Consider the following 12207-nt stretch of genomic DNA (forward strand, 5'->3'; position numbering starts at 1 on the left):
GTCGCGAATTCTGGAGTGGCCCGTGGCAGTGTGCGCTATCCGGGCCGACCCTGCATGGTACAGCGTCCAAAACAACAAAAGGCACTCGGTTGGAGTGCCTTTTGTAAATACCCGTCAACAAAATGTGCGGGATGGTGTTATGCCCTGCCAGAGCAGCTCACTTGCCGATCAGAATGCGGGGACGACGGCGCCCTTGTACTTCTCCAGGATGAATTTCTTCACATCGTCGCCATGCAGCGCACGGGTCAGCTTGGCAATCGCCTCGTCATTGGCGCGGTCTGCACGGGCGGCAATGATGTTGGTGTAGGGCGAATCGGCGCCTTCGATAAAGAGCGCGTCCTTCGTGGGGTTGAGCTTGGCTTCGATCGCGTAGTTGGTGTTGATCAGGGCCAGATCCACGTCACCGAGCGCGCGCGGCAGCAGCGGCGCTTCGAGCTCCTTGAACTTGAGCTTCTTGGGGTTCTTGGCGATGTCCAGCGGCGTTGAAGTCAGCTTGGAGGCGTCCTTGAGCTCGATCAGGCCGTGCTTTTGCAGCAACAGCAAGGCGCGGCCGCCGTTGGACGGGTCATTGGGGATGGCCACGGTGGCGCCGTCCTTCAGGTCCTTGATGTTCTTGATCTTGCTGGAGTAGGCGCCAAAGGGCTCCACATGCACCTTGCCATTGGGCACTTGCACCAGCGAGCTCTTGCGGTCCTTGTTGTAGCTGTCCAGGTAAGGCTGGTGCTGGAAGAAGTTGGCATCGAGCTGCTTGTCTTCCACCGCCGCATTGGGCTGGATGTAGTCACTGAACTCGCGCACTTGCAGATCCACACCCTCAGCCTTGAGCTTGGGCTTGATGAAATTGAGGATTTCGGCATGTGGCACCGGCGAGGCCGCCACTTTCAGCACCACATCAGCAGCGTGGGCAGACACGGCCAGGGCCGCGATGGCAAGAACGGAAAGCGTTTTTTTGAACATGGTGTTTTGAACAGATGAGAAAGACCAGCCCGGGCAACACATGGATTTTTTCTTGATGGGACTGAACCAAGATGGTGCAAGTCTAGCCTTGATTGGCATATCGATCAAAGAATATAAAGAGATTTGGTTATAAAGAAATTGATCTTTATGGCCCAAAGCCACAGTCCGGGCAGCCGCCGGGCGCCGGCCGCGCTATGCTCTGGGCCATGTCTAGCCCGTTTGACCCCGATCAGCTGCTGCGCCTGCTCACCACCCCCATGCCTTTTGGCAAGTACCAGGGCCGCGCCATTGCGGACCTGCCAGGCAATTACCTCAACTGGTTTGCGCGGGAGGGCTTTCCCAAAGGCGATCTGGGCCGGCTGCTGGCACTGATGCACGAGATCGACCACAACGGCCTGGGCGAGTTGCTGCACCCTCTGCGCGCCAGCCTGCAGGCGAGCGGGCAGGCAGCTGGACAGCCTCCGCGAAAATGAAAAAACCCGCAGGCTTCCAGCAGCTGCGGGTGGGTTCAGGTTGTTGAGAAGCTGCTTTACTTGACGGCAGAGCGGGCTGCGTCGGCCTTGGCCTTGGCATCATCGGCCTGCTTTTGCAGCGCCGCCGCTTCGGCCTCTGCCTTCTTGGCTTCGGCTTCCTTGGCAGCGGCTTCTTCCTTGCCCTTGTCACCGCCCATGGCGCCCGCCATGGCACTGCCGGCCATCGTGCCAGCAACGGCGCCCACGGCAGCTGCGCCCATGGTGCCCATCATGCTGGAGCCGCCAGCGGTCGGTGCCGCGGCGGCCGGTGCCGCAGCGGCAGGGGCTGCAGCCGCTGCTGGAGCGGCCGCGGGTGCAGCGGCGGCTGGTGTCGCAGGCTTGGCTGCCGGTGCAGGGGCCGCCTTTTGCGTGGCTGCGGGACGCTTGACACCGCCGCCCATGCGCTTGGCGTGGGCCAGGCCTGGCAGAACCAGACCAGCAATGGTCAAAGCAAGAACGGATGCAGAGGTGCGAAAAGAGGGGTTCACTACGAAATTTCCAAATAAAAGGCCGGGGCCACAGGCGGGGTGCCTGCTTGCCTACCCTGGGTACATGAGGGGAAACGCTGCAAATTCAAGTGCTTGTAGGCACGGCTTGCAGCGGTATGGCTCGGCTTTGGTTATTCGTTATGCGTAGCGCGCAGCTATAAATATTGTAGAGCAAGCCAGCGGCAGGGCTTGATCTACAAGACCTTGGGCGCCGCCCGCTATCGCCTGGCTCAGGCCGCTGCGATGCTGCCGAGCCCGCTGTATACCCACCAGGCCAGCGCCAGCATCATCACGCCGGTAAAGCCGTCCATCACGCGCCAGGCCTGGGGCTTGGCAAACAGCGTTTGCAGGCGCCGGCCGGCGCTGGCCAGCATCACAAACCAGGCGAGACTCGCACTGGCCGCACCCAGCACAAAGATCCATTTGAGGCTGCCGTCCTGGCGTGCGCCGATCGAGCCCACCAGCACCACCGTGTCCAGGTAGACATGGGGGTTGAACAAGGTGATGACGACCAGCGCACCCAGCACGCGCCACAGGCCGCGCCGGGCCGCCGTGGCCGGCGCACCGTCCCCATCGGCAGCAGGCGCTGCGCCAGCGGGCATCGCGGCGCGCCACAGAGCCATCAGGCCATAGGCCAGCAAAAACAGTGCGCCGCCCAAGGTGAGGTAGTAGGCCAGGGTGGGCGAATCCCCCAGCACCTGGGCCATGCCGGCCACGCCAATACCGATCAGCAACGCATCGCTGAACACGCACCAGGCGACGCAGGCGCGTACATGCTCGCCGCTCACGGCCTGGCGCAGCACATAGAGGTTTTGCGCACCGATCGAGACGATCAAAGAAAGGCAGACCGTGAAACCGGCCAGCCAGGTAGAAGTCATGCTTGTTGTCCACATGGCGGCTATTGTGCGGCGCACCACTAAATAAGTAAAATTAAACAATCTTAGTCAAATGAAGCAAAACTAAATGCTGGACTACCTGGGACTGGCCGCGCTGGCGGCCGTGGTGCGCGAGGGCAGCTTCGAGCGCGCCGCCAAGAAACTCCATGTCACCCCATCGGCGGTGTCGCAGCGCATCAAGCAGCTCGAGGAGCGCAGCGGCCAGGTGCTGGTGCAGCGCGGCAATCCCTGCACCGGCACCGAGGCCGGCCTGCGTCTGTGCCTGCACCTCGAGCAGGTGGCCTTGCTGGAAAACGCCCTGCGCCGCAGCAACCCCGATCTGCTGCCCGACGCGCCGGTCGCGCCCACCATCAAGCTGGCTGTCAATGCCGACTCGCTCTCGACCTGGTTCATGGATGCGATGGCCGAATTCACCGCCTCGGGCAACGAGCTGCTGGATTTGCGCGTGGACGACCAGGACCACACCGCCCAGGCGCTGCGCGAAGGGGCGGTGCTGGGCGCAGTGACCGGCACCAGCGGCCAGATTCCGGGCTGCAACAGCTGGCCGCTGGGCACGATGCGCTATGTGGCAGCGGCCAGCCCCGGCTTTATGACGCGTTACTTTGCAGACGGGGTGAGCACCCAGGCGCTGGCCCAGGCGCCCATCATGACCTTTGACCGCAAGGACCGGCTGCAGGACCAGTGGCTGCAGGCCCAGGGCATGGCCTCGCGCGGCAGCGGTCCCCGGCATTTTCTGCCATCCAACCAGGGCTATGTGCGTGCCTGCGAGATCGGCATGGGCTGGGGCATGCACCCCACGGTGCTGATTGCCGAGCAGCTCGCGCGCGGCAGCCTGGTGCCGCTGGTGCCCGACACCCCGCTGGACGTGCCGCTGTACTGGGCGCTGCCGCGCAGCGCGCAGACCAGCCTGGCCCGGTTGACGGACTGCGTCATGCGCGCAGCCAGCCGCGTGCTCACGCCTGCGGCTTGAGCCTTGCTGCCCTGGGGTTGTCAGCAAGGCGCAGGCTGGTGCGCCTATGATGCTGGCAGCGGCAGCACCGGCCTACCTGGGCGCTGCCGCAGAGGGAGGACTCCATGGTTTTCATTAGAAAGAGCACAGCATGATTGAGGTGGAGGATCTCATCGTCGACTACCCCGGCCACCGCGCGCTGCATGGCGTGAGCCTGCAGATCGAGGCGGGCACCGTCACCGCCTTGGTGGGGCCCAATGGCGCGGGCAAATCCACCTTGCTGCGCTGCATTACCGGGCTGGAAGCGCCGCTGAGCGGCAGCACCCGGGTGGCAGGCATTGATGTGCAGCAAGCGCCCCGCCGCGCCCACCAGTGCATGGGCTATCTGTCGGATTTCTTCGGGCTCTACGAGACCCTGAGCGTGGCCCAGTGCCTGCAGTACGCCGCCGAAAGCCAGGGCCTGAGCCGCCAGGCAGCCACCGCGCGCGTGCATGCCGTGGCCGAGCAATTGGCGCTGACGGCCAAGCTGGGCCATGCCACGCGCAATCTCTCGCGTGGCCAGCGCCAGCGCGTGGCCATTGGCCAGGCCATCATCCATGAGCCCCAGGTGCTGCTACTCGATGAGCCCGCCAGCGGGCTCGATCCGGAAGCGCGCAGCAGCCTCTCGACCCTGTTCCGCCAGTTGCAGGCCCAGGGCATGACCCTGGTCGTCTCCAGCCACATCCTGAGCGAGCTTGACGAGTACTGCAGCCATATCCTGTCGATCCGCGAAGGCCGCATCACCAGCCACGGGCCCCTGAATGCGGTCGCTGGCGCCGGCGGCATCGGCGCCCTGCCCTCCGAGCTGGTGATGCAGCTGGAGCTGGCCGCGCCGCTCGCCCAGCCCGAGTTAGCACTGGCTGGCTACCGCCTGGTCGATATGCGTGCGGGCCGTGAGGGCAGCGCCTCTCATATCCTGTGGATTGGCATGCCTGCGCATGACACTGCTGCCCGCGTGCAGCTGCTGCAGCAGCTCGTGGCCCACGGCGCGCAGGTGCTGGGCTACCAGGAGGCGCGCACCAGTCTGCAGGAGCGCTACCAGCAAAGCCTGGAGGCCCCCGTTGATCCCCAAGCGCTGTTTGCCAAGGAGTGGCCATGAATCCGGAATTTCGCCGCCAGCTCAGCCTGGAGCTGAGCCCTGCGCGCCTGGTGCTGATGCCGGCCATCTTGCTGATGCTGGCCATCTGCGTGTTTGTGATCGAGGGCAAGCAGCCGCTGGTTTATTTGCACAAGGGTGCGATGACGCTGGTAGGCCTGCTGGCCGCCTGCGTGGGCACCTTCACCGCACTGTCCAGCATCAATGACGAGCTGAACGAACGCACCTGGGACCAGCAGCGCATGAGCGCCATGGGCCCCTGGCGCATGGCCTGGGGCAAACTGCTGGGCGGCCCCAGCTATGCCTGGTATGGCGCGCTGCTGTGCACCGCAGCGGCCCTGCTGTGCGGCTTCTGGCTGGGCGAGCTGGCCGAGACCGTGCTGGTGCTCGTCCTCACCATTGTGGGCGCCTGCGCGCTGCACTGCGCGATGATGGCCAGCCGCCTCTACAGCATGGATCCCAACAAACCGGCCACGAGCCGCAATGTCTGGGTGCTGGTGGTGCTGGTGTTCCTGCTGCTGCAACTCGTTAGCAGCCTGGTGGTGGGGCTGGACAGCCTGCTGGGCGGTGACGGTGGCGGCGCCTGGTGGGGCCTGCATCTGGGCTCGGGCGCGCTGCTGCTGATTTTCGCGGCCGCCAGTTTGCTGCTGGGTCTGCTGGCGCTGTGGCGGGCCATGTCCATGCAGCTGTCGGTGCCCACCACGCCCTGGGCCTGGGCGCTGGGCAATGCGGCGGGCTGTCTGCTGCTCGTGGGCCTGGTGCCCAGCGGCACCGGCCGGGCGCTGACCGGCATGCTGCTGCTGGCGCTGGTAACCTACTACGCCGCTGCGCTCGAGAGCCAGGTGGCGCAGCGCTGGCGCGCCCTGCTCTATAGCGCGCAGCACGGCCAGTGGCGGCGCTTTTGGCAGAACATGCCACTGTGGCCGATCAGCTGGTGCATGGCATTTGCGGTGCTGCTGCCAGCCTACCTGTTGTGGAATGCCGACCCGCTGTCCAACCGCTCCCAACTGGGCCCGCTGGCCTTCATGGTGCTGCTGCATGTGCTGCGCGACTGCGGCATCTACCTGGTGTTCTCGCTGCGCAAAAGCAGCCGCTCGCCGCTGGGCATGACCTTGCTGGTGGTCTTTGTGCTCAGCGCCCTGCTGCCGGCCATGTTCTGGTCACTGGGGCTGGCGCCGCTGTTCGAGCCGCTGTTTGGCGCCTTTGACCCGCGCCTGTCGTCCAACTTCCAGCATGCGCCGGCGCTGGGCTGGCTCGCCTGGAGCGGTATGCTGGTGCAGTTGGCCGTGCTGGCCGTAGCGCTGGTGTGGCGCCTCAAGGCCATCACGCCCCGCAGCGCGGCGAAGGACGATATCTTTGCGCTTTAGGCACCTATCCACCGCCTGCTAAGGCGGGCCGCTGCCAGCCTCAGGCCTGGGGCATGAAGGCATCGTGGCGGCTGGGCTCGGCCCCTGCTTTGCGCGGGGCCGCAGCGGCAGCCGCCTGGGACGCGGCCATGCAGGGAATCGTGGCCGGCTGGCGCAGCGGATGGAAGTTCAGCAGCTGCGTGGCCATCATGGTCTCGACCATGAAGCAGCACAGCGCCGAGACAAAGCTGACCACGCCCAGGCCAAAGCTGAACATGGCTGCCAGCGACCAGCTGTTGGCGTCGATCTCGGTCTTGGTGGTCTGGCCGACGAACAGCAAGATGATGGTCAGCGCAATCAGCGCGCCGCACAAGGTCAGCAAACCAATGCAGAGATTGGCCAGGCGCCCGCGGCGGCGCAGAAAGTTCAGCTCCAGCAAGGAGCGCTGCACATAGTCCTCGTCCTTGGAGGCCATCATGCGGTCTTCGAGCACGCGGCCCCGGTCGATGATGCGCGCGAGCCGGCCGGCGACGGCGCCAATCATGCCCGCCACCCCGGTGAGAAAGAAAACGGGAGCCACAGCCAGCTGGATGCTGTGGGTGATGTTGCTGACGTCGATGGACATGGTGTTAGGGCAGAGATGGTGGACAAACTGCGCTGCAGCACACGCCTTGTGCAGGCTGCAACGCCTGCAATGAACACTGCAAAATTCAAGCCAACATTCTCGCACCAAATAGGTGCAAACCCTAATACCTTTTCCGCCCTGTTTCTGGGCTGATTTGCAGCAAATTGTGTGCTCAGTAGTGCGGCGGCAGCTCGTCGCGTGCACCTGGCGCAACAGATCCGGTCTCGGGCATGCGCTGCTGCAGGTCTTTGACCAGGTGCAGCAGGCGGTCGATCTGCTGCTGCTGCTTGTATATCGTCAGGTTCAGCTCTTCGAGCAGGTCGTCGGCATAGGCGGACTTGATCTCCAAGGCTTCAAGGCGCTGCTGCAGGGGTTCGAGGGTGGACATGGCGGCTCCTGGCTAAAAACGGGGCGGGCGAGGCAAAGAATAACGCCGGCATGTGACAGCGCACATGCCGGCGTTGGGGTGTCAACAACGCTTACAGCGCCTTGGCCAGACGGGCAATGCCCTCTTCGATGCGCGCGATATCGGCGGTGGCAAACGACAGGCGCAGGGTCGAGGTATCGGGGTTCTGCGCGAAGAACGGCGTGCCGGGCACAAAGGCCACGCCCTGCTCGATGGCGCGCTTGGCCAGCGCATTGCCGTCCGTCTCCTGGCCTCGGGCGCCCGTCAGCTGCACCCAGATGAACATGCCGCCCAGCGGCTGCACAAAGCGCACGGCATCGCCCAGCTGGCTGCGCAGACCCTCGCCCATGGCCTTGCTGCGCGCCGCGTAGGTGGTGCGCACGCGGTCCAAGGTGGCGGGCATGCGGCCGGCTTTGAGGTACTGGGCGGCGGTGGCCTGGCTGAAGGTGCTGGTATGCGCATCGCTGAACTGCTTGCACATCACGCACTTGCCCAGCAGCTCGGCCGGCGCAATCAGCCAGCCCAGGCGCAGGCCGGGGCTGAGCACCTTGCTCATGCTGCCGCAGTGGGCCAGGTAGTCACGGCTGCCGGGCACGCTGTCCGACAGCGCCAGCATGCTGGGCGGCGGCGGCGCATCAAAATACAGGTCGCCATAGGGATCGTCCTCGACCACCAGGGTCTGGTGGCGCACGGCCATCTCCAGAACCTGGCGGCGGCGCTCCAGGCTCAGCAGCGCGCCGCTGGGGTTGCCAAAGGTGGGGATCAGGTAGACCAGCTTGGGCTGATGCTCGGCGATCAGTTGCTCCAGCGCTTCGGGGATGACGCCGTTCTCATCGGTGGGGGCGCTGATGACTTCGGCGCCGTAGAGGCGAAAGCACTGGATCGTGGCCAGAAAGGTCGGGCCCTCGACGATCACCTTGTCGCCGGGCGAGATCATGGTCTTGCCCAGCAGGTCCAGCGCCTGCTGGCTGCCGGTGGTGACGATGAGCTGCTCGGGCGTCAGCGACTGCACGCCCTTGGCGGCCATCAGACCGACGATCTGCTCGCGAAACGGCTGGTAGCCCTCGGTCGCACCGTACTGCAGCGCGGCGCCCGGCTCCTCGGTCAGCGCCGCATTGGCGGCCTCGCGCACCCCTTCCACATCGAACATGGCTGCATCCGGAAAGCCCCCGGCAAAACTGATGATGCCGGGCTTGCCCAGCAGCTTGAACAGTTCACGGATGGCGGACGTCTCGACATTGTCGAGGCGGGAGGCAAAGCGCAGTGTCATGGAGTGTTCTCTCAAATCAAAAAAGCGCAGCCAGGTCGAGCGACCGGCCGCCTTGGCATTTTGCTACTTTTTACCGGCCCCATGCGTCGCTCTGGCATCCCTGAGCCCGCCATTGGCCTCTCCTATCGACTATGCTTGCGGTCCAAAGGATTTTGTCACCATGCGCATCGCCGCTTTCTTTATTGTTTTGGTCAAATTGCTGGCCTCGCTGCTCATGCTCGCAGGCGTTGTCTGGGCCTGCGGGGCGCTGTGGTTTCAGCTGGCACAGTCGGTCAAGTCGGGCTCGGCCCGGGGTCTGCTGCTGGGGGTCTGGGTGGGGGTGGGCCTGTACTGCATCTTCCTGCTGTGGCAGCAGCGTGCGCCCCGGGGTTTGCTGATCTATGGTCTGCTGTTGGCGGGCATCCTGGCCTGGTGGGCCAGCATCCAGCCGTCCAACACGCGCAAATGGGCGCCGGATGTAGCCCAGCAGCTGTCGGGCACAGTGCAGGGCGACCTGGTGCAGCTGCACAATGTGCGCAATTTTGACTGGCAGACCGCAAGCAAGGCGACCCCGCGCTGGGAAGACCGCAACTATGACCTGCGCCAGCTCGTCTCGGTGGACATGAGCACCTCGTACTGGATGGGGCCGGCCATTGCCCACACCCTGGTGTCCTTTGGCTTTGACGATGGCAAGGGCCCGCGCCGCTACCTGACCTTCTCGGTGGAGATCCGCAAGGAGCGCGGCGAGCAGTTCTCGGCCGTAGGCGGCTTTTTCAAGCAGTTCGAGCAAAGCCTGGTCGCCGCCGATGAGCACGACATCCTGCGCGTGCGCAGCAATATGCGCGGGGAAGAGGTCTACCTCTACAGCGTCGCCATGCCGCGCGCTGCGATGCGCTCGCTGTTCATCGCCTATGTGGACAAGGCCAATGCGCTGGTCGAGACGCCGCAGTTCTACCACACGCTGTTTGCCAACTGCACCACCATCGTGTTCGAGATGGTGCGCCGCATCGTGCCAGGCCTGCCGATGGACTGGCGCCTGCTGGCCAGCGGCTACCTGCCCCAGTATGTGGACAGCCTGGGCGCCCTCGCCCGCCCGCATGACTTTGAGGCCATCCATGAGGCCGCGCACATCAACGCCCGCGCCAAGGCAGTGCGCCCGGGTGAGGATTTCTCGGCCGCCATCCGCCAGGGCGTGCCGCAGGCGCCGCTGCAGCCCTGATGCAGGGACCCAGGCTCAGGCCTTACCAGATAATGGCAGCCGAGCCTGCACAACAACACGATGAAAACCGCTGATATCCAACCCTTCTTCGCCACCTTGAAGGCGGCCAATCCTTCGCCCCAGACCGAGCTGGAATACACCTCGGTGTTCGAGCTGCTCGCTGCCGTGCTGCTGTCGGCCCAGGCAACCGATGTGGGCGTGAACAAGGCCACCCGCAAGCTCTTTCCGGTCGCCAACACGCCCCAGGCCATGCTGGCGCTGGGGCTGGAAGGCCTGGAGGGCTATATCAAGACCATCGGCCTGTACCGCAGCAAGGCCAAGCATCTGATGGAAACCTGCCGCATTCTGGTGGAACGCCATGGCGGCCAGGTGCCCGATACGCGCGAGGCGCTCGAAGCGCTTCCCGGCGTGGGCCGCAAGACCGCCAATGTGGTGCTCAATGTGGCCTTTGGCCAGCCGACGATGGCGGTGGACACCCATATCTTCCGCGTCAGCAACCGCACCGGCCTGGCGCCCGGCAAGAACCCGCTGGAGGTGGAAAAGCAGCTGATGCAGCGCGTGCCGGACGACTATGCCGTCGATTCGCACCACTGGCTGATCCTGCTGGGCCGCTATGTCTGCCAGGCGCGCAAGCCGCGCTGCTGGGAATGCCTGGTCAGCAGCTACTGCGATTTCTCGCCCAAGACACCGCCACCGCAAGGCGCGCTGCGCTGATCGCAGCGGCAAGGCATCAAGCGTTGCTCTGGGTGCTGACACCCGCCGATGCAAAGCTGGCCATGTCGCGCAGCATCGCGCAGGCCGACTCCAGCAGCGGCCAGGCCAGCGCCGCACCCGAGCCTTCGCCCAGGCGCAGCTGCCAGTCGAGCAAAGGCTGGGCCTGCAAGGCCGCCAGCAAGTGGCTATGGCCGGGCTCGCCCGAGCGGTGGGCATAGACGCAGCGCTCCAGCACGGCGGGCTGCAGGCGTGAGGCCACCAGCACGGCCGCGCTGGTGATAAAGCCATCGACCACGATCACGCGGCGCTCCAGCGCAGCCTGCAGCACCGCGCCCACCATTGTGGCCACTTCCAGCCCGCCCATCGCGGCCAGCACGGCCAGGGGCTCGTGCACATCGGCATGGCGCGCCAGCACCCGGCGCAGCACGGCGGCCTTGCGGGCTACGCCCTCGCCGCTCAGCCCGGTACCTGCGCCGGTGACGGTTTCCACATCCAGGTTGCACAGCCGCGCCAACAGCAGCGACGCGCTCGAGGTGTTGCCAATGCCCATCTCACCCAGCAGCAAGGCATTGCCGGGCAAGGCCTGCAGCAGCGCGCGGCCATTGGCAATGGCCGCTTCGCACTGCGCCATGTCCATCGCCGGGCCCAGGCTGCTGTCTTGCGTGCCCGGAGCCACCTTGCGCAGCCACAGGCGCGGCGTGCCTGGGGGCAACGCATCGGTCTGGGGTTCAAAATCGCGGGCCACGCCGCAGTCGACCACATTCAGCGCCACGCCATGCTGGCGCGAGAGCACACTCACCGCCGCCCCGCCAGCCAGAAAATTGCCCACCATCTGCCAGGTCACATCGGCCGGGTAGGCCGACACGCCCTGCGCCACCAGGCCATGGTCGGCTGCAAACACCACCATCTGGGGGTCTGCCAGACGGGGCTGGGTGCTACCCAGAATGGAGGCGATGCGCAGCGCGAGGGCCTCCAGCAAGCCCAGCGAGCCCAGCGGCTTGGTCTTGTTGTCCAGCAGCTGCTGCACTTGCTGGCGAAAGGCGGCGTCCTCAATCGAGGCAATGGAAGGGATGAGCGGGGAGAACGAGGATTCGGACATGGTCAAGCTAGAGAACGGGGCACGGTGATACGCCAAGCCGCCAGTATCGCGCTGCCCGCCCCGGTTTGCAGCCCGGCGCGCACAAACCATGCAAAAACGCTCTGCGCAGCAAAAGCTGGGCAGAGCGTTGATGGACTAGATCAGTCGGCTTACTTGGCAGGCACCGTATAGGTGTACTCGCGCAAGATGCCACCGCCTTGCACCGAGCCACTGTCCTGGCCCTGGGCCACGCGGCCGACGCAGGCACGGCGGTCTTCATCGGTCTTGAAGACGGCGCAGCGTGCGGTGGCGTTTTCGCGGAAGCTGGAACCCGGATCGGTCAACTGGCCCTGGCGTGCGGCCTGGCGAGCGGCTGCCGCTTCGCGGGCGTTAGAGCTGCCTTCGGCCACATCGGCGTTGGCGCGGGCATCGCCGCGCATTTCACCGCGCTTGTGGTGGGCACCGTGCGGGCCATGCGGCATGGGCTTCATGTGCTTGGCAGGCGGTGGTGGAGGGGGCGGTGCCGATTGGGCGCTGGCATAGCCGGCGGTACCCAGCGCGAGGGCCATCGCGGCCATTTGCAAAGACTGGCGGAACATGTTTTTCATAGCGATCATCCTTATCGGTGATGGG

14 protein-coding genes are annotated in these 12207 nt (G+C 65.2%); 6 read left to right on the top strand and 8 right to left on the bottom strand.

What is annotated here, in order from left to right; translation table 11 throughout:
• Positions 1 to 168: 168 nt before the first annotated feature.
• Positions 169 to 957, bottom strand: a complete 789-nt coding sequence (locus F0Q04_RS19035) for a MetQ/NlpA family ABC transporter substrate-binding protein (RefSeq protein WP_021025165.1) — start codon at positions 955 to 957, stop codon at positions 169 to 171.
• 206 nt (positions 958 to 1163) lie between these two features.
• Between F0Q04_RS19035 and F0Q04_RS19040 the strand changes: the two genes are divergently transcribed.
• Positions 1164 to 1430, top strand: coding sequence for a DUF3820 family protein (locus F0Q04_RS19040; protein ID WP_116925997.1), 267 nt, complete (start codon positions 1164 to 1166; stop codon positions 1428 to 1430).
• A gap of 56 nt (positions 1431 to 1486) precedes the next feature.
• Here F0Q04_RS19040 and F0Q04_RS19045 read toward each other — a convergent pair whose 3' ends face one another.
• Entirely contained in the window at positions 1487 to 1957 is a 471-nt protein-coding gene (locus tag F0Q04_RS19045; protein WP_182342945.1) for an ABC transporter substrate-binding protein, read from the bottom strand.
• Between the two features lie 230 nt (positions 1958 to 2187).
• Positions 2188 to 2850, bottom strand: coding sequence for a LysE/ArgO family amino acid transporter (locus tag F0Q04_RS19050; RefSeq protein WP_182342947.1), 663 nt, complete (start codon positions 2848 to 2850; stop codon positions 2188 to 2190).
• Positions 2851 to 2920: 70 nt separating this feature from the next.
• Between F0Q04_RS19050 and F0Q04_RS19055 the strand changes: the two genes are divergently transcribed.
• From F0Q04_RS19055 to F0Q04_RS19065, 3 genes are all read left to right on the top strand, one after another.
• Positions 2921 to 3823, top strand: a complete 903-nt coding sequence (locus F0Q04_RS19055) for an HTH-type transcriptional regulator ArgP (RefSeq protein WP_116925851.1) — start codon at positions 2921 to 2923, stop codon at positions 3821 to 3823.
• A gap of 130 nt (positions 3824 to 3953) precedes the next feature.
• Positions 3954 to 4940, top strand: a complete 987-nt coding sequence (locus tag F0Q04_RS19060; RefSeq protein WP_182342949.1) for an ABC transporter ATP-binding protein — start codon at positions 3954 to 3956, stop codon at positions 4938 to 4940.
• Positions 4937 to 6304: a hypothetical protein gene (locus F0Q04_RS19065; RefSeq protein ID WP_116925850.1), complete on the top strand. Its 1368-nt coding sequence runs from the start codon at positions 4937 to 4939 to the stop codon at positions 6302 to 6304. Before F0Q04_RS19060 ends, F0Q04_RS19065 begins: the two co-directional genes overlap by 4 nt.
• A 40-nt stretch (positions 6305 to 6344) precedes the next feature.
• Here F0Q04_RS19065 and F0Q04_RS19070 read toward each other — a convergent pair whose 3' ends face one another.
• The 3 genes from F0Q04_RS19070 to F0Q04_RS19080 form a co-directional block, all read right to left on the bottom strand.
• Complete coding sequence (locus F0Q04_RS19070; protein ID WP_116925849.1) at positions 6345 to 6908, bottom strand: DUF2721 domain-containing protein; 564 nt, start codon at positions 6906 to 6908, stop codon at positions 6345 to 6347.
• Positions 6909 to 7080: 172 nt separating this feature from the next.
• A complete protein-coding gene (locus F0Q04_RS19075; protein ID WP_116925848.1) occupies positions 7081 to 7296 on the bottom strand; it encodes a SlyX family protein in 216 nt (71 codons plus the stop codon).
• A 91-nt stretch (positions 7297 to 7387) separates the two neighbouring features.
• Positions 7388 to 8584 (bottom strand): PLP-dependent aminotransferase family protein, encoded by a 1197-nt coding sequence (locus tag F0Q04_RS19080; RefSeq protein ID WP_116925847.1) that lies wholly within the window; start codon positions 8582 to 8584, stop codon positions 7388 to 7390.
• A 160-nt stretch (positions 8585 to 8744) separates the two neighbouring features.
• Between F0Q04_RS19080 and F0Q04_RS19085 the strand changes: the two genes are divergently transcribed.
• Positions 8745 to 9782, top strand: coding sequence for a DUF4105 domain-containing protein (locus F0Q04_RS19085; RefSeq protein ID WP_116925846.1), 1038 nt, complete (start codon positions 8745 to 8747; stop codon positions 9780 to 9782).
• 60 nt (positions 9783 to 9842) lie between these two features.
• On the top strand, positions 9843 to 10496 hold the full coding sequence (gene nth, locus F0Q04_RS19090; RefSeq protein ID WP_116925845.1) for an endonuclease III: 654 nt from the start codon (positions 9843 to 9845) through the stop codon (positions 10494 to 10496).
• Between the two features lie 16 nt (positions 10497 to 10512).
• Here the strand turns inward: nth and cobT are convergent, their stop codons facing one another.
• Together cobT and F0Q04_RS19100 are read right to left on the bottom strand one after the other, a co-directional pair.
• Positions 10513 to 11595: a nicotinate-nucleotide--dimethylbenzimidazole phosphoribosyltransferase gene (gene cobT, locus F0Q04_RS19095; protein WP_116925844.1), complete on the bottom strand. Its 1083-nt coding sequence runs from the start codon at positions 11593 to 11595 to the stop codon at positions 10513 to 10515.
• Between the two features lie 149 nt (positions 11596 to 11744).
• A complete protein-coding gene (locus F0Q04_RS19100) occupies positions 11745 to 12182 on the bottom strand; it encodes a hypothetical protein (RefSeq protein WP_021025181.1) in 438 nt (145 codons plus the stop codon).
• Positions 12183 to 12207: the final 25 nt, after the last annotated feature.

Source organism: Comamonas koreensis, assembly GCF_014076495.1.
Lineage (GTDB): Bacteria > Pseudomonadota > Gammaproteobacteria > Burkholderiales > Burkholderiaceae_C > Comamonas > Comamonas squillarum.

Coding starts and splice junctions, on each gene's coding strand:
- F0Q04_RS19035 (WP_021025165.1), bottom strand. CDS start 957: ATGTTCAAAAAAACGCTTTCCGTTCTTGCCATCGCGGCCCTGGCCGTG.
- F0Q04_RS19040 (WP_116925997.1), top strand. CDS start 1,164: ATGTCTAGCCCGTTTGACCCCGATCAGCTGCTGCGCCTGCTCACCACC.
- F0Q04_RS19050 (WP_182342947.1), bottom strand. CDS start 2,850: ATGTGGACAACAAGCATGACTTCTACCTGGCTGGCCGGTTTCACGGTC.
- F0Q04_RS19055 (WP_116925851.1), top strand. CDS start 2,921: ATGCTGGACTACCTGGGACTGGCCGCGCTGGCGGCCGTGGTGCGCGAG.
- F0Q04_RS19060 (WP_182342949.1), top strand. CDS start 3,954: ATGATTGAGGTGGAGGATCTCATCGTCGACTACCCCGGCCACCGCGCG.
- F0Q04_RS19065 (WP_116925850.1), top strand. CDS start 4,937: ATGAATCCGGAATTTCGCCGCCAGCTCAGCCTGGAGCTGAGCCCTGCG.
- F0Q04_RS19070 (WP_116925849.1), bottom strand. CDS start 6,908: ATGTCCATCGACGTCAGCAACATCACCCACAGCATCCAGCTGGCTGTG.
- F0Q04_RS19075 (WP_116925848.1), bottom strand. CDS start 7,296: ATGTCCACCCTCGAACCCCTGCAGCAGCGCCTTGAAGCCTTGGAGATC.
- F0Q04_RS19080 (WP_116925847.1), bottom strand. CDS start 8,584: ATGACACTGCGCTTTGCCTCCCGCCTCGACAATGTCGAGACGTCCGCC.
- F0Q04_RS19085 (WP_116925846.1), top strand. CDS start 8,745: ATGCGCATCGCCGCTTTCTTTATTGTTTTGGTCAAATTGCTGGCCTCG.
- nth (WP_116925845.1), top strand. CDS start 9,843: ATGAAAACCGCTGATATCCAACCCTTCTTCGCCACCTTGAAGGCGGCC.
- cobT (WP_116925844.1), bottom strand. CDS start 11,595: ATGTCCGAATCCTCGTTCTCCCCGCTCATCCCTTCCATTGCCTCGATT.
- F0Q04_RS19100 (WP_021025181.1), bottom strand. CDS start 12,182: ATGAAAAACATGTTCCGCCAGTCTTTGCAAATGGCCGCGATGGCCCTC.